The organism is Hyphomonadaceae bacterium BL14 (genome assembly GCA_027627705.1).
In the GTDB taxonomy this organism is placed as follows: Bacteria; Pseudomonadota; Alphaproteobacteria; order Caulobacterales; family Maricaulaceae; genus Oceanicaulis.
In genome coordinates, this window is record CP091242.1 from 2,089,922 (window position 1) to 2,108,877 (window position 18,956).

19 protein-coding genes are annotated in these 18,956 nt (G+C 67.6%); 11 read left to right on the forward strand and 8 right to left on the reverse strand.

All coding sequences use genetic code 11. The annotated features are described in order from the left end of the window. Positions 1 to 207: 207 nt before the first annotated feature. The 3 genes from L2D00_10180 (at position 208) to L2D00_10190 (ending at position 2,909) form a co-directional block, all read left to right on the forward strand. Positions 208 to 876: an SCO family protein gene (locus L2D00_10180; protein ID WBQ12209.1), complete on the forward strand. Its 669-nt coding sequence runs from the start codon at positions 208 to 210 to the stop codon at positions 874 to 876. Positions 877 to 933: 57 nt separating this feature from the next. Continuing rightward, the gene (gene phaZ, locus L2D00_10185) at positions 934 to 2,226 is read left to right on the forward strand and encodes a polyhydroxyalkanoate depolymerase (GenBank protein ID WBQ12210.1); all 1,293 of its coding nucleotides are present in this window, start codon (positions 934 to 936) and stop codon (positions 2,224 to 2,226) included. A gap of 113 nt (positions 2,227 to 2,339) precedes the next feature. Next, positions 2,340 to 2,909 (forward strand): sel1 repeat family protein, encoded by a 570-nt coding sequence (locus tag L2D00_10190; protein ID WBQ12211.1) that lies wholly within the window; start codon positions 2,340 to 2,342, stop codon positions 2,907 to 2,909. Between the two features lie 162 nt (positions 2,910 to 3,071). Here the strand turns inward: L2D00_10190 and L2D00_10195 are convergent, their stop codons facing one another. Both L2D00_10195 and L2D00_10200 read right to left on the reverse strand, forming a co-directional pair. Further along, positions 3,072 to 4,679 carry a hypothetical protein gene (locus L2D00_10195; protein ID WBQ12212.1) on the reverse strand — a complete coding sequence of 536 codons (1,608 nt, stop codon included), beginning with the start codon at positions 4,677 to 4,679 and terminating at the stop codon, positions 3,072 to 3,074. 94 nt (positions 4,680 to 4,773) lie between these two features. After that, a complete protein-coding gene (locus L2D00_10200; protein ID WBQ12213.1) occupies positions 4,774 to 6,747 on the reverse strand; it encodes a PBP1A family penicillin-binding protein in 1,974 nt (657 codons plus the stop codon). Positions 6,748 to 6,867: 120 nt separating this feature from the next. Between L2D00_10200 and L2D00_10205 the strand changes: the two genes are divergently transcribed. From L2D00_10205 to L2D00_10215, 3 genes are all read left to right on the forward strand, one after another. After that, positions 6,868 to 7,116: a hypothetical protein gene (locus L2D00_10205; protein ID WBQ12214.1), complete on the forward strand. Its 249-nt coding sequence runs from the start codon at positions 6,868 to 6,870 to the stop codon at positions 7,114 to 7,116. A gap of 104 nt (positions 7,117 to 7,220) precedes the next feature. Beyond that, positions 7,221 to 7,457 carry a hypothetical protein gene (locus L2D00_10210; protein ID WBQ12215.1) on the forward strand — a complete coding sequence of 79 codons (237 nt, stop codon included), beginning with the start codon at positions 7,221 to 7,223 and terminating at the stop codon, positions 7,455 to 7,457. 109 nt (positions 7,458 to 7,566) lie between these two features. After that, entirely contained in the window at positions 7,567 to 8,598 is a 1,032-nt protein-coding gene (locus tag L2D00_10215; GenBank protein ID WBQ12216.1) for a hypothetical protein, read from the forward strand. Positions 8,599 to 8,613: 15 nt separating this feature from the next. Here the strand turns inward: L2D00_10215 and L2D00_10220 are convergent, their stop codons facing one another. Next, positions 8,614 to 9,141, reverse strand: a complete 528-nt coding sequence (locus L2D00_10220) for a hypothetical protein (GenBank protein ID WBQ12217.1) — start codon at positions 9,139 to 9,141, stop codon at positions 8,614 to 8,616. Positions 9,142 to 9,303: 162 nt separating this feature from the next. Between L2D00_10220 and L2D00_10225 the strand changes: the two genes are divergently transcribed. Together L2D00_10225 and L2D00_10230 are read left to right on the forward strand one after the other, a co-directional pair. Continuing rightward, positions 9,304 to 9,885 carry a sigma-70 family RNA polymerase sigma factor gene (locus L2D00_10225; GenBank protein ID WBQ12218.1) on the forward strand — a complete coding sequence of 194 codons (582 nt, stop codon included), beginning with the start codon at positions 9,304 to 9,306 and terminating at the stop codon, positions 9,883 to 9,885. A gap of 116 nt (positions 9,886 to 10,001) precedes the next feature. Next, a complete protein-coding gene (locus tag L2D00_10230; protein WBQ12219.1) occupies positions 10,002 to 10,694 on the forward strand; it encodes a ChrR family anti-sigma-E factor in 693 nt (230 codons plus the stop codon). Between the two features lie 9 nt (positions 10,695 to 10,703). Here L2D00_10230 and L2D00_10235 read toward each other — a convergent pair whose 3' ends face one another. Together L2D00_10235 and L2D00_10240 are read right to left on the reverse strand one after the other, a co-directional pair. Then, the gene (locus L2D00_10235) at positions 10,704 to 11,453 is read right to left on the reverse strand and encodes a DUF1223 domain-containing protein (GenBank protein ID WBQ12220.1); all 750 of its coding nucleotides are present in this window, start codon (positions 11,451 to 11,453) and stop codon (positions 10,704 to 10,706) included. Between the two features lie 82 nt (positions 11,454 to 11,535). Then, on the reverse strand, positions 11,536 to 12,252 hold the full coding sequence (locus L2D00_10240; protein ID WBQ12221.1) for a septation protein IspZ: 717 nt from the start codon (positions 12,250 to 12,252) through the stop codon (positions 11,536 to 11,538). Between the two features lie 148 nt (positions 12,253 to 12,400). Here L2D00_10240 and L2D00_10245 point away from each other — a divergent pair, with 148 nt between their 5' ends. Beyond that, entirely contained in the window at positions 12,401 to 13,708 is a 1,308-nt protein-coding gene (locus L2D00_10245) for a DEAD/DEAH box helicase (protein ID WBQ12222.1), read from the forward strand. A 3-nt stretch (positions 13,709 to 13,711) separates the two neighbouring features. Here the strand turns inward: L2D00_10245 and L2D00_10250 are convergent, their stop codons facing one another. Together L2D00_10250 and L2D00_10255 are read right to left on the reverse strand one after the other, a co-directional pair. Then, positions 13,712 to 14,506, reverse strand: coding sequence for an SDR family NAD(P)-dependent oxidoreductase (locus L2D00_10250; protein WBQ12223.1), 795 nt, complete (start codon positions 14,504 to 14,506; stop codon positions 13,712 to 13,714). A 109-nt stretch (positions 14,507 to 14,615) separates the two neighbouring features. Further along, entirely contained in the window at positions 14,616 to 14,915 is a 300-nt protein-coding gene (locus L2D00_10255; GenBank protein ID WBQ12224.1) for a hypothetical protein, read from the reverse strand. A 257-nt stretch (positions 14,916 to 15,172) separates the two neighbouring features. On the opposite strand from L2D00_10255, the gene L2D00_10260 reads away from it, so the two are divergent. Together L2D00_10260 and L2D00_10265 are read left to right on the forward strand one after the other, a co-directional pair. After that, positions 15,173 to 15,385, forward strand: coding sequence for a cold-shock protein (locus L2D00_10260; protein WBQ12225.1), 213 nt, complete (start codon positions 15,173 to 15,175; stop codon positions 15,383 to 15,385). 89 nt (positions 15,386 to 15,474) lie between these two features. Then, positions 15,475 to 15,906 (forward strand): hypothetical protein, encoded by a 432-nt coding sequence (locus L2D00_10265; GenBank protein ID WBQ12226.1) that lies wholly within the window; start codon positions 15,475 to 15,477, stop codon positions 15,904 to 15,906. A 152-nt stretch (positions 15,907 to 16,058) separates the two neighbouring features. Here the strand turns inward: L2D00_10265 and acnA are convergent, their stop codons facing one another. Further along, positions 16,059 to 18,737, reverse strand: a complete 2,679-nt coding sequence (acnA, locus tag L2D00_10270) for an aconitate hydratase AcnA (protein WBQ12227.1) — start codon at positions 18,735 to 18,737, stop codon at positions 16,059 to 16,061. Between the last annotated feature and the right edge of the window lie 219 nt (positions 18,738 to 18,956).

The window sequence follows — 18,956 nt, forward strand, 5'->3', positions numbered from 1 at the left end:
GTGCCCCGCCGCCTCGACACCGCCACACGGGCGGGCCATGCAAGGCCTGAACAGCGCCCAGCAAGCGGGAGCGCAGGGCCTGCGTCAAGCGGACCCTTGGCCGCACGGGCCACCCGTGCGTTAGGATGGCAAACACCCGCCCGCCCTCGCGGCGTGCCGGCAGATGCACGCGTACCAGAGACGCACAACAAGACGAATGAGGACAAGATGAGTTTCAAGACACGCCCGGTCTGGTTCATTCCGGTGGTGGCCTTTGCGGCAGCCCTGCTGGCTGCCGCAGTGATGGTGGGGGCAGCGCTGCTGCGCGGTCCGGCACCCGCCGATCCCGACGCGCCGCCAGCGCCGGCGCCCGTGCGCTCCAGCGGCGAGGCGCAGGTGGGCGGGCCCTTCACCCTGGTCAATCATCGCGGCGAGACGGTCACCGACGCCGATTTCGCCGGCCGGCCCATGCTGATCTATTTCGGTTTCACCTATTGTCCCGACGTGTGCCCGGCCTCGCTGCAGGTGATGGGCGCGGCACTGGAGCAGCTGAGCGAGGACGAGCGGGCGCAGTTCCAGCCGATCCTGATCAGCGTGGATCCCGAGCGCGATACGCCCGAATTGCTGGCGCAATACATCACCGCGCCCGCCTTTCCGGAAAACCTCACGGGCTTGACGGGAACGCTGGATCAGGTACGCAATGCTGCACGTGCTTACAGGGTGTTTTTTGCCCGGGTGGAGGATGACGGCGTGTCGTCGGACTACACGGTGGATCACAGTTCGATCATCTATCTCATGGACCGTGAGGGGCGGTTCGTGGAGATTTTCCCCCACGGCTCGGCACCGTCCGTTGTTGCGGCGCGTCTGAAAGCCTTCCTTGAGACCTCTCCGGCATAATCGAGACCAGACTATTTAAGGCCGCGGCCCGCGGCGCAATGGAGCCCGTTCGCGTCCATGTTCTATTCCTTCCTTGAAATGTCGCGTGCGGCCATGCTGCCCTGGCGCGCCGCCGCCAACATGACGCGGCGGTCCTTGCGCAATCCGCTCAATCCGGCTGGCGAGACGCTGGCCGGACGCGCCATGGCGGCGTCGGCGGATCTGTTTGAAAGCCTGACGCGCCAGTACGGCAAGCCTGAATGGGCGCTGGAGCCGCTGGTGGTGGAGGGGCAGACGATCCCCGTCGAGATCGAGACGGTGTGGTCCAAACCGTTCTGCCGGCTTTTGCATTTCAAGCGCGACGCGGGCGCGCTGGCCAAGGCGCGCGGCGTGAAGCCCGGCGCGCTGAACGATCCCAAAGTCCTGCTGGTCGCGCCCATGTCGGGCCATTTCGCCACCTTGCTGCGCGGCACGGTGCAGGCCTTCCTGCCCGATGCCGAGGTCTACATCACCGACTGGTCGGACGCGCGCATGGTCGCGCTCAATGAGGGCCGGTTCGATCTGGAAGACTACACGCTCTATGTGCGCGAGATGATCAGCACCATCGGCGCGGGCGTGCATGTCGTGGCGGTGTGCCAGCCCGGCCCGCCGACGCTGGCCGCCATCGCCCTGATGGCCGAGGACCAGGACGCGATGCGTCCGGCGTCCATGACCTTCATGGGTTCGCCCATCGATGCGCGCAAATCGCCCACCGTGCCCAACAAGCTGGCCGAAGAGCGCCCGTATTCCTGGTTCCGGGACAATCTGATCCAGACCGTACCGGTGTTCTATCCCGGCGGGCTGCGCCGGGTGTATCCGGGCTTTCTGCAGCTCACCGGCTTCATCAACATGAACTATGAGCGGCACGTGGACGCGCACTACCGCTATTTCAACCAGATGATTGACGGCGATGGCGACAGCGCCGAGCGCCACCGCGCCTTCTATGACGAGTATCTCTCGGTGATGGATCTGACCGAGGAGTTCTACCTCCAGACCATCCATGACGTGTTCCAGGAGCACAAGCTGGCGCGCGGCCTGTTCACCGTGGGCGGGCGCCCCGTGCGCCCCGAAGCCATCACCGACATCGCCCTGATGACGGTGGAAGGCGAGAACGACGATATCTCCGGCATCGGCCAGACCCAGGCCGCCCACACGCTGTGCACCGGCATTCCCGACACGATGCGCCTCGACCATGTCCAGCCAGACGTTGGCCATTACGGCGTGTTCAATGGCCGCCGCTTCCGCGAAGAGATCGCGCCCAAGATGAAGGCGTTCATGGCGCAGCATGCGCGGGCGGGCGTGAAACCGGCGCGCAAGGGGCAGGCGGCCTAGGGGCCAGCCGCCCTGCGGCGGGGCGCGCGCATTAATTCTCGTGTCAGGCGCCTTTTGATGCTATGGTTGCACCGCGTGTGATGTGACGCGATACCATAGCGGGGGGTCAAGTCATGAAAACCCAAACCTGTTTTACCGGTGCGGTGCTGGGTGCCGGTCTGTTGCTGGCCGGCCTGCCGGGGCCGGCGGAGGCAGCCGGGGATGCACGCAGCCGCGCGGCGCTGGACCGTCTGGGTTGCGAGCGCCACGATGTGTCTTGCGTCGGTGCCAGCGTGTTCCGCAGCCGGCATGCCGGGCGCAATCGCGCCGTCACGGTCGCGCGCTATGAACAGGCCTGCGAGCAGGGCACGGCGGAGGCCTGCAACGAGCTTGGCTTCCTGTACGAGATCGGACGGTATGTCCGCCAGGATCCATCCCAGGCCGCCGCGCTCTACCGTCAGGCGTGCGAAGGCGGCAGCGCTACAGGCTGCAGCAATTACGGCGTGATGCACGCCAACGGGGACGGGGTCGCCCAGGACGATGTGCGCGCCCTGGCCTGGTTTAGCCTGGCGGCCTTCGCCGGCGACGAGACCGGCCAGGAATACGGCGACCTCATCGCCGGCCGGATGACCGAAAACCAGATCGCCAGCGCCCAGTCCCTGGCCCAGCGTTGTGAAACGAGCCGCTACGCCGATTGCGGCTGAGGCGGAGGCGGGCGGACGCCGGAGCGCCGCCCGCGCTTATCAGGACAGCCGGACACGCTCTCACGTGCAAGGCGCAACGCAAAACGCCCGCCCGGCGCGAAGCCGGACGGGCGCTGTATCAGTCTTGCGTCTCGCAGCAGGCGGGCCTAACCGCCCCCTCCCCTACTCCGCCGGGATGTGCCGGACGGTGAGGCCGAGCTCTCTGAGCACGCTCATGTCTTCGGCGACATTCATCAGCCGGTCCATGCCCACGGGGGCGGCGGGGTTGAGGTTGATTTCCACCGCGCCGCCCTGGTTGATGAAGGCGCTGAGCGCGGCGCCGAGCTCGATGGCCAGGCCCTCGGGCAGCATGCCGCCGCCCATGGCGATGCCCAGACCCATCATGGTGGCGGCCTGCATGCGCGCCTGTTCGGGGGTGACGCCCTGGGTTTGCGCGTTCAGCGTCATGACGCGTTCGAGCAGGTTCAGGTCGTCGATGCGCAGGGTCATGGAGTGAATCTGCAGCGCGCCATAGGCCTCCATCAGGCGCTCGTTCATGATCGTGTCAGGCGCGTCCGGATTGTCTTCCATGGCGGCCATCATCTCGGTCATGACCGCGGCCGTGGCGTCGGCATAGGCCTGCAGGCCGGTCACGTCCTGGGCCATGGAGAGGCGCAGCCCGTCCTTCAGCTCGAACCGGTAATCCTCCAGCGCGACGGTGGCGCGGTCGGTGGCCGGGTCGTAGCGCGAGCGGCTGTAGAGCGAGAACTCCAGCGCCTCATAGCCCATGGAGGCGAGCATCTGGGCGGCCTGGGCGGTCTCGGGCGTATCGGATGACAGCGCCACGGTCAGCTGCGGCATCTCGGCGATGATGTCGACGCTGTCATCGCGCCTTGTCTCGTAGCGCATGTCCAGCGTGGGCATGCCGATGCGGGCGCCGGCGGCGCGCACCTCCATGCCGCGCACGGCGATGCTTTCAAACGCGCCGGTAGGACGCATCATGCTGGCCATGGCATCGCCGAACGGGCCGTCAAACCCGGTACGGACCTGCCCGTCCCCGTCCAGATTCAGGAGCACGTCAACGAACAGGGCGTCCAGACCCGTGAGCGCGAACTCATCGAGACGCAGCACCAGCGCCCCGGCATCCGCGTCGTCTCCGGTGATGGACAGGCCCTCGATCACGGCGCGGCCCAGCCGCTCGCCATCGAACGCTTCGAGCGCCGCGCGCGCCAGGGTGCCGCCGACGGGGTCTTCATTCTCTTCATTGGCCGTGAAGGACAGGCCCGACAGGGACAGCTCGTCGAACGTGTAGTCGGCGCCATTGCGCGAGGGCAGCGTGTAGCCGTCCGCGTCTGTGCGGCCATTGATCAGGTCGGCGATGGCTTGCGACAGGGCCGCGCCCGGGCGGTCGGCGCGCAGGCGGGCCACACGGGCAATGCCGTCACCATCCTCGCCACCGGCCAGCAGGTCTTCGGCCTCCAGCCAGTCAAAGCGCGTGACGCCATCCTCGACCCGGGGCGCGCCGATGGAGACACGGCCGATGCGGCCGGCCGCCTCACCGTCAGCGCTGGTGAGACCGGTATAGACGGCGACCCCGTTCTCGATCCCGGCCTCGCTGGCGGCGAACAGGTCGGAGCGCGCAAAGCCCAGTGCGTCGAGACCTTCCTCGATCTGGGCTTCGGTCACCTCGGTGCGTGGCCCCTCGCCGGTCTCTTCTGCGCCACAGGCGGCGAGCGCCAGGGCCAGAGCCGCGGCGGAGGCAAAGGCTGACATGCGGGCAAGTTTGGTCACGTGCGGCGTCACGGTGGCGTCCCCTCTTGTTGGCAAGCGAGCCGCAAGTCTAACGGGCGCAGCGCGCGCGCGCACCCCCAAAAACCGCCACGCCTCACCCCCCGTCCATGCGTCCCAGCAGGGCGGCGATGGGGTCAGAGGCCGGATCAGCGTCGCGCACGGGCGCGGGCACCGGGGCGGGATCGGCGGGGGCCAGCAGCGCGGCAATGGGGTCATCGGGGCGGGCGGGCTGGACCAGCAAGGCGTCCAGCGGGGCGGGCCAGGCCGGGGCGGCATTGATGAAACGGGCGAAAATGCGCGCCGGCCCGGCGCCGCCCAGCGCGTCGTCGGTCGGGGTGAAATCGTCATTGCCCATCCACACCACGGCGGCCAGGCCTTCAGACCAGCCGGCGAACCAGGCATCGCGATGGCCATTGGTGGTGCCGGTCTTGCCGCGCACCGCCCGGCCCGGCACCCGCGCGCCGCGCCCGGTGCCGGTCTCCACGGCGGCCTCGAACACGCGGTCCATGTCGATGACCACGCGGCCGGCGAGCACCAGCGGGCCTGGCGTCTCCTCGCGCCTCCAGAGCACTGTGCCGTCCGGCGCCGTGATGGACCGGATGGCGTAGGGCGGCGCCGCGCGCCCGCCATTCATGAAGGGCAGATAGGCCCCAATGAGCTCCAGCGGCGTCACTTCATAGGCACCCAGGGCGGCCGATGGCGTATTGGCGATGGGGCTGGTCAGGCCCATGCGCGCCGCGGTGCGCAGCACCCAGCCCCGCCCGGTGGCTTCGGATACCTGCACAGCCACCGAGTTGGACGAGCGCGCAAACGCTGTCTCCAGCGTCAGGGCACCCTCATAGCGGCCGTTGAAATTCTCCGGCGACCAGCTGCCATAGCTCACCGGCTGGTCGAGGAACACATCGTCCGGGGTCAGCCCGCCTTCAAAGGCGGCGGCATACACGAAGGGCTTGAAGGCCGAGCCGGGCTGGCGGCGCGCGCTGACGGCGCGGTTGAAGGGCGAGCGCACATAGTCCGCGCCTCCGGCCATGGCCGCCACACCGCCGGTATGATCGAGCGCCACCAGCGCGCCCGCACCTGCGCCCAGCGCCAGCGCCGGATCGGTCAGACCCTCGCTGAGGGCGGTTTCAGCGGCGCGCTGGGCGGCGATGTCCAGCGTGGTGTGGACGATGAGGTCCCCGGTTTGGCCCGGCAGGCGCTCGCGCACCTGGGGCAGGACCCAGTCGGCGAACCAGCCCGCGCCGGGACTGGCATTGCCGCGCGACACGCGGATGGGTGCCTCGGCCGCCGCAATGCGCTCGGCCTGCGTGATGCGGCCGGTGGCCAGCATCAGATCCAGCACCACAGTGGCGCGCACGGACGCGCGCAGAGCGTCGGAGGTGGGGGCATAGCGCGACGGCGCTTTGAGCAGGCCGGCCAGCAGGGCCGCTTCACCCAGGCTCAGCTCGTGCGCGCTCTTGGAGAAATAGCGCCGGGCAGCGGCTTCGGCCCCCCAGGCACCGGCCCCGAAATAGACCCGGTTGAGATAGAGGGCGAGGATCTCGTCCTTGGTGAAGCGCTGCTCCAGCCACAAAGCCAGCATCATCTCCTGCGCCTTGCGGCGCAGGGTGCGGTCAGGCGTGAGGAACAAATTCTTGGCCAGCTGCTGGGTGATGGTGGAGCCGCCCTGCACCACCCGGCCGGCCCGGACATTGGCCAGTGCGGCCCGCGCGGTGCCGATCAGGTCAATGCCGAAATGGCTGTAGAAACGCCGGTCCTCCACCGCGAGGACTGCCAGGGTGAGGGTTTCGGGCAGGGCTGCGGCGCGGATCGCGCCATGGCTGACCTCGCCGCGCCGGGCGATGGTGCGCCCGCTGCGGTCCAGCAGCATGATCTCGCCGGTGCGCGGTGCGGGCTCGAGCGCCGAGAGATCGGGCAGGCTGCGGGCCAGTCCCGTCAGCCACGCCCCGCCCGCCAGCGTGACCAGCACCATGGCCGCGGCGAACAGCCGGAACACTCCCCGCCACGCCCCGCCCTTGCGCGGCGGACGCGCGCGCGAATACGGGCGCGGGCTCTGATGTTGAGGCATGGATGGACGCTCGTCCTGTCACCGTGATGCAGACCCTCCACAAAGCGCGGGCGTGGTTAAGGGCGCGTGAACCGGGGGCGGACAAATCCCGCCTTGCCCGCGCGGGCCGGGCGGGTGATCATGGCGATCAAGCAGATTGAGGGGTCTGATCAGATGGGTGGATACCGGAATGCGCGGCGCGCCGCGCGTGTCATCGCGGCGGCGGGGCTTGGCGCGATGGCGCTGGGGGCCTGTGCGCTGATGCCCGAGGGCGAGAGCGTGTGTCCCGATCGCGGGCCCAATACCGGCAGCTGGCCTTATTGCGGCTCGGCACAGCCGGGCGGGCCGGGCCCGGCCGATGAACCGATCAATCCGCGCGGCGGGCGCTGAACGGTTGAACCGGACCTGAACGGCGCCTTCAGCTTTCATTCGCCCGGCACCGGGCGTGATGAGCGCGTGGGGCCTGGAGGGCCCAGCAGTTTGGGGAGGGCGTGATGCTGGCAGCTTATCCTGCAGAGCTTGTAATGGTGGCTTTGGCCCTGACGGCCAGCCTGGCGATCGGCGTTCCGGTGCGCATTGTGGGCTGGCGTGCCACGCTGGCAGGGTTCAATTTGATGCGGCGCGGGATACGCGCCCACCGGTGGAAAATCCTTCTGGTGCTGGTGCTGGGTGCCATGGCGGGCCTGTGGAGCTTTGATACCATCCGCGATCTGGCCTTCTCGCTGTTCTAGCGGGGGGCCGGACGGCGGCCGTGCTGCGTCACGAAAACATCACGCGCAGACGGGCTCCGGTGCGTCTAATCTGCGCGGCAGATTCGTGTGACCGGAGGCATATCCCGTGATGATCCGTATACTGATGCTGGCCGCCTGTACCCTGTTGGCCGCCTGCACCGGGCCGGCACCTGCGCCCGGTACAACCGCCCCTGACGCCGCGCCCGATCCCGCGCCGCGCTGGGCGACATTGACCGGGGACGCGCCGCGGGTGATCGCCCATCGCGGGGCCTCGGGCTACCGGCCCGAACACAGCGAGAGCGCCTACCGTCTGGCGTTTGAACAGGGCGCGGACATTCTCGAGCCCGATCTGATGATGTCGGCGGATGGCCAGCTGATCGTGCGCCATGATCCCTATCTGTCCACCTCCACCGATATCGCGGACCGGCCGGAATTCGCCGACCGGCGCCGGTCCCTGATGGGCCGCGAGGACTGGTGGGTGATGGACTTTACCGCCGACGAGCTGCGCGCCTTGCGGGTGCGTCAGGTGTTCGAGGACCGCTCCACACAATACAATGATCAGGACCCGGTCCTGACGCTGGATGATTTCCTCGATCTGGTGGCAGAGCTGGAAGCCGAATGCGGCTGCACCATCCCCACCGAGCCGGAAGTGAAACTGCCCGCCGAACACGCCGCCATGGGGCTCGATCCCCTGCCCGTGCTGCTGGAGGTCCTGGAGCGGCGCGGGCTGAACCGCGCGGACGCGCCCATCATCATCCAGTGCTTTGATCCGGGCTTCCTTCAGCGCCTGCGCCCGCTGACGCCGGTGACGCTGGCCATGCTCTATGGCGGGCCGGATGAGGCAGGGTACAATGCCGGCGGCCTGTCGCTGGAGGAAATTGCCCAGTTCGCCAACGCGGTGGGGCCGCATAAATCGGTGCTTGTGAACCCGGACGGGTCAAGCACGGGGTATCTGGAGCGCGCCCACGAACTGGGTCTGGCGGTGCACACCTGGACAGTACGCGACGACCGGGCACCCCATACCGGTGCCAGCGTCACGGACGAGCTGATGGCGCTCTATGCACTCGGCGTGGATGGCGTGTTCACCGACCAGCCCGATACGGCGGTGGCGGTCCGCGCGGCGATGGCGGCGGGCGACTGATCCGTCACAACGCGATCAGCGGCACAGCTCATTGACCTGGCGCAGGGCAGCGGTGACGCCCGACAGTGAAAACTCATACACCGTCGCGGTGCCACGATCGCTGGTGGCTTCCACGCGCATGGATGATCCCTGACGCATGGCATTCACCAGCCGCGTGGAATCGCGCTCCAGCTCGACAAAGCCTTCATTGCGCGAGACATACAGGGTGAAGCGGTCAGAGCCAACGCGGGCGCGCGGCGGGCTGTCGGGACGCAGCGGATAACCGGCCATGAAGCTGGGTTGTTCGCGCGCAGCACCGGACGCCCAGCTGGCCACGAAGAAGAACACATCCCCGTGAGTGACATTGGCGGGCAGGGACTCGCTGGGCCGGCTCACCGCGTAGCAATAGCGGTCTGCGCCCTCGCCCCGGGTGAAGACGCGCCAGGCATTGTGGGCGGCGCGAAATACCGGCTCGGCGCCGGCAGACGCCTGTGCCGGCGCGGACACCGCCGCGAAAGCCGTGAGGCTGAACAGGCTGGCGCAAATTATGGCGGACAAACGCATGGGCGGGCTCTCTTTGTGGATCAGGCTGCGGTGCCGGTGACACTGGCGCGAGGTCTTGTCCGGCTTTAGACCGGGGCTTGAGGGCGGATTCAAGGCCATGCGGGTTGATAAATCCTCTCCGAACCTGTGTGATGACGGTCACACGGAACAATCAGGTGCTGCTTGCCCGATGCGCCCGCCACGACAGAGCCGGTTCTTGACCGGGATGCGCTTGACCGTCTGGTCGAAGCGGTGGCGGCGCGTGACCGCAGCGCGTTTGCGTCCCTGTTCAATTTCTACGCACCCCGGGTCAAAGCCTATCTGATCCGCCTGAACGCCAATGATTCCCTGGCTGAGGAGCTGACCCAGGAGGTGATGCTGACCGTCTGGCGCAAGGCCGGCCAGTTTGACAGCCGCCAGGCCTCGGCCTCCACCTGGATTTTCCGCATCGCGCGCAACCGGCGCATTGATGCGGCCCGGCGCGCGGCCAAGCCCGCGCTGGACGAGGCCGATCCCTCCTTGCATCCCACCAGCTTTGAAGCCCCGGACGAGGCGGCCCATGCCGGGGCGCGAGACGCCCGTGTGCGCGAGGCGCTGGCGGATCTGCCTGAAGACCAGGTGGCGCTGTTGCGGCTGGCCTTCTTTGACGGCCTGTCCCACCGCGACATCGCCCAGCGTATCGGCGCGCCGCTGGGAACGGTGAAATCGCGCCTGCGGCTGGCCTTCGACAAGTTGCGCCGGGTGCTCGATGCGGACGCGTTGTGACCCGTGATGGCAGAATTGGGACCAACTGGGGACCGCCCCTTGAAGCCGCGCGCGCGCGGTCAATATGCACAGCCTGATCCGCGGCATGCCGGCGCGGCAATTGAGTGATCATGCCCATGACCAATCATCCTCTCGGTGACGAGCTTTATGCGGCGTACGCATCCGGTGTCCTGTCGGGACCCATGAGCCTTTTGCTGGATGCGCAGGCGTGCGTGAATGATGACGTGGCGCGCCAGCGCGCGGCCGCCGAAGCGGTGTCCGGCGTGATGCTGGAGACGATTGCCCCCGCACCGGTGCGCGACACGGCCCTGACCCAGGTCTTGGCGGCCATCGATGCGGAAGAAGCCGGCCTGGGCGAAGCATCGCTGAAACCCGGCATGGGCGATCTGGCAGCGCAGCGCGCGGCCCAGGCGGCGGGCAAGGCCCTGAGCGAGCTTCTCGACCTGCCTGGCCCGGTTCGCGATCTGGCACTGGAGCGCGGGGCGGCCTGGCAGTTTGCCGGACCCGGCGTGCGCACCATGATGCTGATGGACGATGGCCGCGCCAAGGCCGAGCTGATCCGTCTGGAACCGGGCCGCGGCGTGCCGCGCCACGGCCATGACGGGCGCGAGTTCACCCTGGTGCTGACCGGTGCCTTCCATGACGGGATTGACCGCTATGGCACGGGGGAGCTGTGCGCGGCGGACCCCGACACCGAGCACAAGCCGGTGGCCGAAGCCGGAGCGGTGTGCATCGCGCTGGCGGTGAGCGATGGCCCGCTGGCCTTCACCGGCCCGCTGGGCTGGGTGCAACGCGCGCTGGGCGCCTAGACCACCCGCTTAGTCCCGGGAACCGGACGCGCCGGCCTGGACCCGCACGGCGCCAATCAGGCGCCCGCCAGGGCCGGTCTGCACCAGCACGGCGCTGGACTGGCCACTCTGCGGCGCAGGCGTGCTGAGCGTGGCGCTCCCGCCCGGCCAGTGACCGGCATGGGCGATGGCACGCACCATGTTGTAATGGGTCATCTCCAGCCCGGCATTGCCGCCGCTCCCGATCAGGCGGGTCTCGGCACCGGGCGTATAATGCATCACCCAGACATCCGCCGGTGCGTCGAGACGCGGCCCGTCAAGACGGATGGTGATGACATTGTTCTCAACCCGGGCCTCCGGCACCGCCAGAAAAGACGCCGCCGCCAGCGCCTCTTCGGCGCGTTCGGGCGAGAAGCGCATGCGCTCCGGCCCGCCATTGATCACCAGGTGCGGGGTGAACACCCGGCGCGCCTCGCCGGCGTCCACATAGGCTTTCTGCCGCTCGACGAACTCGGGGCGGGCATACTCGTCCGGCCAGTTATACATCGCGTCCCAATAGTCCACGCCATAGGCCAGCGCCAGCACGTGCTCGCGCTCTCCGGCGAGCGCCAGCCAGTCATTGGCAGCCGGGCAGAAGCGGCAGGCCTGGCTGGTAAACAGCTCGGCCACCACCAGCGCGCCAGCGGGCGCAGGGGTGGCTTCGGACTCAGCCGGACGCGGCTGGCCGCTGGACTGGACCAGCGCCAGGGCGATCAGAAAAGGGGCAAGCGCGTTGATCATGACCCCTGTGCTAGCTCAAAGCGCACACACATTGAAGTCACAGCGCCGTGACGGGGCGCAAGCGCGGGCTGCGGACAGCCCCTCACCCTGCGGACGCGGCACCCTTGGCCTCGGGTTCCTTGGCGTGTTTGAGCGTGATGGGCACGTTGAGCAGCACGAAGACAAAGAAAATCGGATAGGTGCCCCAGAAGCGGAAATTCACCCAGAAGCTTTCCGTGATCTCGAAGCCCGCAAACCAGCGTGCCGCCTCCATGAAGGCCGGGTCCGCCGCTGAATCGGTGATGTGGCGCCACAACACCTCGTTCAGCAAAGCCAGGCAGGCGAAGAACAGCGCCCAGCGGATGGCCAGGATCGTCCAGATGCGCTCGGGCATCGAATAGATCGAGCCGAACAGCGCCTGCCAGACATTGAAGCCGAACGCGATGGAGAACAGGATCGACAGCGAGAAGATCAGATTGATGATGGTCGGCTTGATGAAGACGAACACCGGATCCTGCAGATACAGCGTCATCGCCCCGAAGCCCGTGACGATCACGAAAGTGACCACCAGCATGGGCGGGAAGCGCTTCTGGAAAATCAGGGCCGCGACCAGCGCAATGGCCGTGGCAGCCATGAACAGGCCGGTGGCCCAGTAGATCGCCCCGTCCTCCACAATGCGCCCGGCGACATTGTAGCTGATCATGAATACGGCCGCCGGGCCGATATCCACCAGCAGTTTCGAGCCTTGACCCAGGGTCTGGCCGTTGGACCGGGCTGCAGGCTCGCCGGACGGGTCCGGGCTGGCCGGGGTATTGGTCATGATTGATTGCTCCGCTGTCTGGCCGCCCCGTCTTGCCTCAATACGCACGCCAAGGCCAGCCGGATTGGCGGGCAACCCACATCGCGCGCTGGCCCTGCCTGACGAAGCGGGGCAGGGTGGCGGCCCATCCCCCTAGAGCCGAGCGGCCATGACCCCTGCAGCGCCCCAGCCAGACTTGTCACCGGAACAGCAGGCGGCGTTTGCGCTGGCGGTGCGCGGCGGCGCGCACCTGTTCCTGACCGGCCGGGCGGGCACGGGCAAGACCACGGTGACGCGCGCGATCCTGCGCGCCATGGGCACGCGGGCTGCCGTGCTGGCGCCCACCGGCGTGGCGGCCATGGCCGCGGGCGGGCAGACGCTGCATTCCTTTTTCCAGCTGCCGCCGCGCCTGATCCTGCCCCATGATGTGCGCCGCGGGCGCAATGGTGCAGCCATGCGGGCGCTGACCACGCTGGTGATCGACGAGATCTCCATGGTGCGCGCCGATGTGATGCAGGCGGTGGATACCAGCCTGCGCCTCAACCGGGGAACCAACGCGCCCTTTGGCGGGGTGCGCATGGTGCTGGTGGGCGATCTGGCCCAGCTGCCGCCGGTCATCCAGGGCGAGGAGGCGGCTCATCTGGAAGACATGTATGGCGGGCCGTTCTTCTTTCACGCCCCGGCCTTCCGCGAGGCCGGGTTCTCCATTCTGGAGCTGAGCCAGGTGCACCGCCAGGCTGACAGCGATTTCATCGACATCCTGAACGCCGTGCGCGAAGGCGCGCTGGACAATGATCAGGCCGCCCAGCTCAATGAACGCGTCAGCGCGCGCTCAGGGCTTCAGGCCAGCGAGACCCATGTCGTGCTCACCGCCACCAATCAGGCCGCGTCCGCGATCAATCAGGCGCGCCTGGACGCGCTGGTGGGCGAACCGCGCGGGTTTTCCGGCAAGGTGGAGGGCGAGTTCGATCCGCGCCTGTTTCCCACCGAAGACCCGCTGATCCTGAAAACCGGCGCGCGCGTCATGCTGATCCGCAATGATCCGGGCGGGCGCTATGTCAACGGCTCGATCGGCGAGGTCACGGGCTTTGGCGACGGCGCGGTGATGGTGCGGGTCAATGGCGAGAGCGTGCGCGTGGAGCCGGTCAGCTGGGAGCGCACGCGCTATGCCGTGGCGCCGGGCGCCGAAGGCGGGCTGAAACGCGAGCGCGTGGGCTCCTACGCGCAATATCCGCTGCGGCTCGCCTGGGCGATGACCATTCACAAGGCGCAGGGCCTGACCCTGGAGCGCGTGTATCTCGATGTCTCGCGCCGCCTGTTTGCCCACGGCCAGGCCTATGTGGCGCTGTCGCGGGCGCGCTCGCTGGCGGGGCTGGAATTGTCGGCGCCGCTGCGCCCCAGCGACATCATCACCGATCCGCGCCTGTTCGACGTGCGCAGCTTCTGCGATCCGGTGACGTTTCAGCTGAGGGGCTGAGCCCTACATCGGGCGTCCGTGATTGCTGGCCATCACCTGACGGCGCAGCTTGCGCATGCCGGCCACCCAGCGGTCGCGGTCTGCGCCTTTGTGCGCGGCGTACTGCACCGTGTTGGCATGGGTGGTGATCAGGAAGCGCTTTTCGGCCATGGCAGCCAGTACGGCGTCAGCCACCTCATCCGCCTCGATATAGCCCGACAGGCCCTGGGCCCCGCCCTCCACGCCCGCCACCAGCGGCGTGCGCACGCCTTCGGGGCACAGGCAGTGGACGATCAGCCCGTCATCGCCATGGGTGATGGCGAGACTCTCTGCAAACGCCACCGCCGCCGCCTTGGTGGCCGAATAGGGCGCGTCGCCGATCTGGGACAACAGCCCGGCGGCCGAGGCGGTGATCAGGAAATGCCCGCCGCGCGTGGCCATGGACCGGGCCAGATGGCGCGCGGCATAGACGCTGGCCATGACATTCACGTCCCAGCAAGCCTGCCAGGAGGCGTTGGCCGCATCGCCCGCGCCCCAGCCGGGCCCGTCGGTGACGCCGATCCCGGCATTGGAGATATAGATGTCCACCGGCCCCAGCGTGCGCTCTGTTCTGTTGATGAAGCGCGTGAGCGCCGCCTCGTCGGTGACATCGACGCGCGCGCCGAACCCGCCCAGCGCCGCGCCCGTGGCGTCCGCGCCCGGCCCGTCGAGATCAATGGCCGCGATCTTCGCGCCCCTGGCATGCAGGGCGGTGGCAATCGCCTTGCCGATGCCGCTGGCCGCGCCGGTGACAATGGCGGTTTTGCCGGTGAGGTCCATGGAGCATCCTTCCCCGTGTGGGCGCGCCATGGGTGGCGGCGCGCAAGTGTGAACGGCCTGACCCTCCCCCCAAGCGCGCAGAAAGACAAGTCTTTGAACCCGCCCGGTTTCAGCGGCGGAAGGCGCGCCAGACCAGTACGCCTGCAATGATCGCGATGAGGGCGGCCACGCCCAGCTCCAGAAGGCTGGCACCCAGCCACACCGGCCGGGCCAGTGGCTCGAGGCCGGAGAGCGCACCCGCGGCAGCACTGGCCAGGCGCTCGCCCTGAAAGCCCGCCGCAACGGCCAGCGCAATCAGCACCATGGCCACCATGACGGCCAGGCGCATGGCCGCGCCGGCGTCAGGTCCGCTTTCGCGGAGCCGGCGCGCCTCGCGGATCGCCTGCCGGCGCTGGCGGTGTCGGGACATGGGGCTCCTTGAACGCAAGGGTTTGCAATCGCGCCGGTTTTTCACACGCTTGTGACGCGAACCGGTTTGAGGCATAGTTTGGATCGCACGAGCGGCCTGAACAAGGCCCGGTGAAGCCTAGCGAGACGACCGGACACCCTTGCGCCAGAGACTTGTTCCTTCCCCGACCCCCCAGGCCGCATGCCGCACGCGGGACGCCGCGGGCGTAGCCTTATTGCGCGGGACGCCGCGCAGCGACGGGAAAAGGGCTCCTCCTCATGACGACTGGTATTGTGAAGTTCTTCAACGCTGACAAGGGCTTCGGTTTCATCACCCCGGACGATGGCGGCAAGGACGTGTTCGTCCACATCACCGCGGTCAAGGATGCCGGCATGGCCGATCTGCGCGACGGCCAGCGCGTGTCCTTCGACACCGAGCCCGACAATCGGGGCAAGGGGCCCAAGGCGGTCAATCTCAAGGACGCAGGCTGACTCAGGCCCGCAGACCTGATCTAAAGGACGCCGCGCGGAGACGCAGTCCGCGCGGCGTCTGATTCTGATCCCGTCTGCAGGACATCCCCATGCGCCCCGCCCTCATTGCCGGTCTGATCTATGCTGCCTGCCTGCTGGCGCTGGGCATTGTGCTGGGCGGTTTTCGCACACTTCTGTTCGAGCCCTGGCTCGGGCCCTGGCCGGCGCTTCTGATCGAGCTGCCGGTGATCCTTTACGCCGCCTGGCACCTGACCGGCATGGCGATGGAGGGCCGCGAGCTGACCCGCGCCGGGGCCGGCGCCATGGGCGCGGTGGCGGTCGTCCTGTTGCTGATCGGCGAAATTGTCCTGTCCCAGATGCTGGCCGGGCGCACGGTGATGGCCCATCTGGCGCTCTACGCCGAGCCGCGCCACCAGCTGGGCCTGGCGGCTCAAATCCTCGCCGGCCTGTTCCCGCTGATCCGCCACTGGCGCAACCCGCCGAGACCGCCAGCGCGCGAGGGTGAGGTGCTGGGGGCGTGAGCCCGGCCCATAAATGTCAAATGAAACGCGTTTCGTTTGACACAAGCCGATTTGTGTCAAACCGGCAGATCACAAATCCCGAGACCAGCGCGCATGAAAAACCCCGGCGGATCGCTCCGCCGGGGTTTTGTCTGTCAGACAGCTAAAGCGCCTTACGCCGCGGCGCGCTGGCGCAGGACGTAGTGCAGGATGCCGCCATTGCGGAAGTAGTCGAGCTCGTTCTCGGTATCGATGGCGGCACGCAGGGCCAGCGTCTCCACCTTGCCATTGGCGCGGGTGATACTGGCCTGCACATCGCCGCGCGGGGCAAGCTCGGCCACGCCCTGCAGGGTGATGGTCTCGTCACCCGTCAGGCCCAGCGACGCCCAGCTCTGCCCGTCCTTGAACAGGAGCGGCAGCACGCCCATACCGATCAGGTTGGAGCGGTGGATGCGTTCAAAGCTCTCGGTGATGACCGCGCGCACGCCCAGAAGGCGCGTGCCCTTGGCCGCCCAGTCGCGCGAGGAGCCGGTGCCGTATTCCTTGCCGCCGAACACCACCAGCGGGCGGCTGTCCTCGGCGTATTTCATGGCGGCGTCATAGATCGACATCTGCTCGCCCGACGGGTGATGAAGGGTCACTCCGCCTTCGACGCCGGGGACCATCTGGTTCTTGATGCGGATATTGGCGAAGGTGCCGCGCATCATCACATCGTGATGGCCACGCCGCGCGCCATAGGAGTTGAACTCCAACGGCTCCACGCCATGGGTTTGCAGCCAGCGCCCGGCGGGGCTGGAAGCCTTGATCGCGCCGGCCGGCGAGATGTGGTCGGTGGTGATGGAATCACCGAACAGGCCCAGAATGCGGGCATCGGTCACATCGCCCGGCGCAGCGGCGTCGCGCGACATGCCCTCGAAGAAGGGCGGGTTGGCGACATAGGTGCTGTCCGGCCAGTTATAGGTGAGGTCCTTGGCGGTCTCGATGGACTGCCACATGGCGTCGCCCTTGAACACGTCGGCATAGCGGCTGGCAAACATCTCCGGCGTCACGGCCTGGCGGACCACCTCGGCGATTTCCGCCGAGCTCGGCCAGATATCCTTGAGATAGACCGGCTCGTTATTGTCGCCATAACCGATCGGGTCTTGCGTCAGATTGATGTTCATGGTGCCCGCAATGGCATAGGCGACCACCAGAGGCGGGCTTGCCAGATAGTTGGCGCGCACGTCCGGGCTGACCCGGCCTTCGAAATTGCGGTTGCCCGACAGCACCGACGCCGCGACCAGATCGCCGTCCTTGATGGCCGCCGAGACCGGTTCGGGCAGCGGGCCTGAATTGCCGATGCAGGTGGTGCAGCCATAGCCCACCAGATTGAAGCCCATGGCATCCAGATCGTCCTGCAGTCCGGCGCGGGCGAGATAGTCGGTGACCACCTGGGAGCCCGGTGCCAGCGAGGTCTTCACCCAGGGCCGCACCCTGAGACCGCGCTTGCGCGCATTGCGCGCCACCAGGCCGGCGCCCAGCATCACGGACGGGTTGGAGGTGTTGGTGCACGACGTGATCGCGGCGATCACCACATCACCATGGCCGATGGAATAGTCAGTACCCTCCACCTTGACGCGCCGGGCCCCGTCTTCGGCCTTGCCGAACTCGCCAGCCAGCGCGCTGGCAAAGGCGTCGGCGGCGTCGGTGAGCGCAACCCGGTCCTGGGGCCGCTTGGGACCGGCCAGGGAGGGAACCACCGAGCCCAGATCCAGCGCCAGCGTGTCGGTATAGACCGGGTCGTCCTGGCGATCGGGGCGGAACATGCCTTGCGCCTTGGAATAGGCTTCCACCAGCGCCACGCGGTCGCCATCGCGGCCGGTGGATGTGAGATAGGCCAGCGTTTCGTTGTCCACCGGGAAGAAGCCGCACGTCGCACCGTACTCCGGCGCCATGTTGGCAATGGTGGCGGCATCTTCCAGCGACAGGGTGTCGAGACCGGGGCCGAAGAACTCCACGAACTTGCCCACCACGCCGCGCTTGCGCAGCATCTGGGTGACGGTGAGGACGAGGTCGGTGGCGGTCGCGCCCTCGGGCAGCTTGCCGGTCATCTTGAAGCCGACCACCTCAGGGATCAGCATGGAGACCGGCTGGCCCAGCATGGCGGCTTCGGCTTCGATACCGCCCACGCCCCAGCCCAGAACGGCCAGGCCGTTTATCATGGTGGTGTGGCTGTCGGTGCCGACCAGCGTATCGGGGAAGGCATAGGTGACGCCGTCTTCATCTTTGGTCCAGACCGTCTGGGCGAGATATTCCAGATTGACCTGGTGGCAGATGCCCGTGCCCGGCGGCACGACACGAAAATTATCGAACGCGCCAGCACCCCATTTGAGGAATTTGTAGCGTTCGCCATTGCGCTCGTACTCGCGCGCCACATTGCGCTCGAAGCTGTCAGCATGGCCGAAATAATCGACCATCACCGAGTGGTCGATCACCAGATCCACCGGCACCAGCGGGTTGACGCTGGTCGGGTCACCGCCCAGCGCCGTGGTGGCGTCGCGCATGGCGGCCAGATCGACCACCGCGGGCACGCCGGTGAAGTCCTGCATAAGCACGCGCGCGGGGCGGTACTGGATCTCGTGGCTGGATTTGCCGGTCTGCACCCAGGCGGCCAGGGCCTCGATATCGGCCTTGGTGACCGTGCGCCCGTCTTCAAAGCGCAACAGGTTTTCCAGAAGAACTTTCAGCGTGTAGGGCAGTTTCGACACGCCCGCGAGGCCGTTGGCTTCGGCCTGTTTCAGGTCAAAATAGACGTAGGATTTGCCCGCAACGCTCATCTCGCGGCGGCATTTGAAACTGTCCAGTGAAGCCATGGTGTTCCTCGTGGTCTGGGCCGGGACCGGCCCGGCGAAAACAGGTGCGCTGTGGCTGGAGCGCGATGTGCCGCAGCGCAGCAAGACAGAAGGTTTGCGCGCCTTGTAAACCCGTCGCGCGCGCGCTGCAATGGAGCGCGCCGCCAAGGCGTTGGACAATCGCGGCTGGGGCGGAAACGGGCAGGGTCCCGAAAAAAGTTAACAATATTCTTGATGCAC

Excerpts from the sequence above, each read along its gene's own strand:
- L2D00_10180 (WBQ12209.1), top strand. The coding sequence starts at position 208 with ATGAGTTTCAAGACACGCCCGGTCTGGTTCATTCCGGTGGTGGCCTTT.
- phaZ (WBQ12210.1), top strand. The coding sequence starts at position 934 with ATGTTCTATTCCTTCCTTGAAATGTCGCGTGCGGCCATGCTGCCCTGG.
- L2D00_10190 (WBQ12211.1), top strand. The coding sequence starts at position 2,340 with ATGAAAACCCAAACCTGTTTTACCGGTGCGGTGCTGGGTGCCGGTCTG.
- L2D00_10200 (WBQ12213.1), bottom strand. The coding sequence starts at position 6,747 with ATGCCTCAACATCAGAGCCCGCGCCCGTATTCGCGCGCGCGTCCGCCG.
- L2D00_10205 (WBQ12214.1), top strand. The coding sequence starts at position 6,868 with ATGGCGATCAAGCAGATTGAGGGGTCTGATCAGATGGGTGGATACCGG.
- L2D00_10210 (WBQ12215.1), top strand. The coding sequence starts at position 7,221 with ATGCTGGCAGCTTATCCTGCAGAGCTTGTAATGGTGGCTTTGGCCCTG.
- L2D00_10215 (WBQ12216.1), top strand. The coding sequence starts at position 7,567 with ATGATCCGTATACTGATGCTGGCCGCCTGTACCCTGTTGGCCGCCTGC.
- L2D00_10220 (WBQ12217.1), bottom strand. The coding sequence starts at position 9,141 with ATGCGTTTGTCCGCCATAATTTGCGCCAGCCTGTTCAGCCTCACGGCT.
- L2D00_10230 (WBQ12219.1), top strand. The coding sequence starts at position 10,002 with ATGACCAATCATCCTCTCGGTGACGAGCTTTATGCGGCGTACGCATCC.
- L2D00_10235 (WBQ12220.1), bottom strand. The coding sequence starts at position 11,453 with ATGATCAACGCGCTTGCCCCTTTTCTGATCGCCCTGGCGCTGGTCCAG.
- L2D00_10240 (WBQ12221.1), bottom strand. The coding sequence starts at position 12,252 with ATGACCAATACCCCGGCCAGCCCGGACCCGTCCGGCGAGCCTGCAGCC.
- L2D00_10245 (WBQ12222.1), top strand. The coding sequence starts at position 12,401 with ATGACCCCTGCAGCGCCCCAGCCAGACTTGTCACCGGAACAGCAGGCG.
- L2D00_10250 (WBQ12223.1), bottom strand. The coding sequence starts at position 14,506 with ATGGACCTCACCGGCAAAACCGCCATTGTCACCGGCGCGGCCAGCGGC.
- L2D00_10255 (WBQ12224.1), bottom strand. The coding sequence starts at position 14,915 with ATGTCCCGACACCGCCAGCGCCGGCAGGCGATCCGCGAGGCGCGCCGG.
- L2D00_10260 (WBQ12225.1), top strand. The coding sequence starts at position 15,173 with ATGACGACTGGTATTGTGAAGTTCTTCAACGCTGACAAGGGCTTCGGT.
- L2D00_10265 (WBQ12226.1), top strand. The coding sequence starts at position 15,475 with ATGCGCCCCGCCCTCATTGCCGGTCTGATCTATGCTGCCTGCCTGCTG.
- acnA (WBQ12227.1), bottom strand. The coding sequence starts at position 18,737 with ATGGCTTCACTGGACAGTTTCAAATGCCGCCGCGAGATGAGCGTTGCG.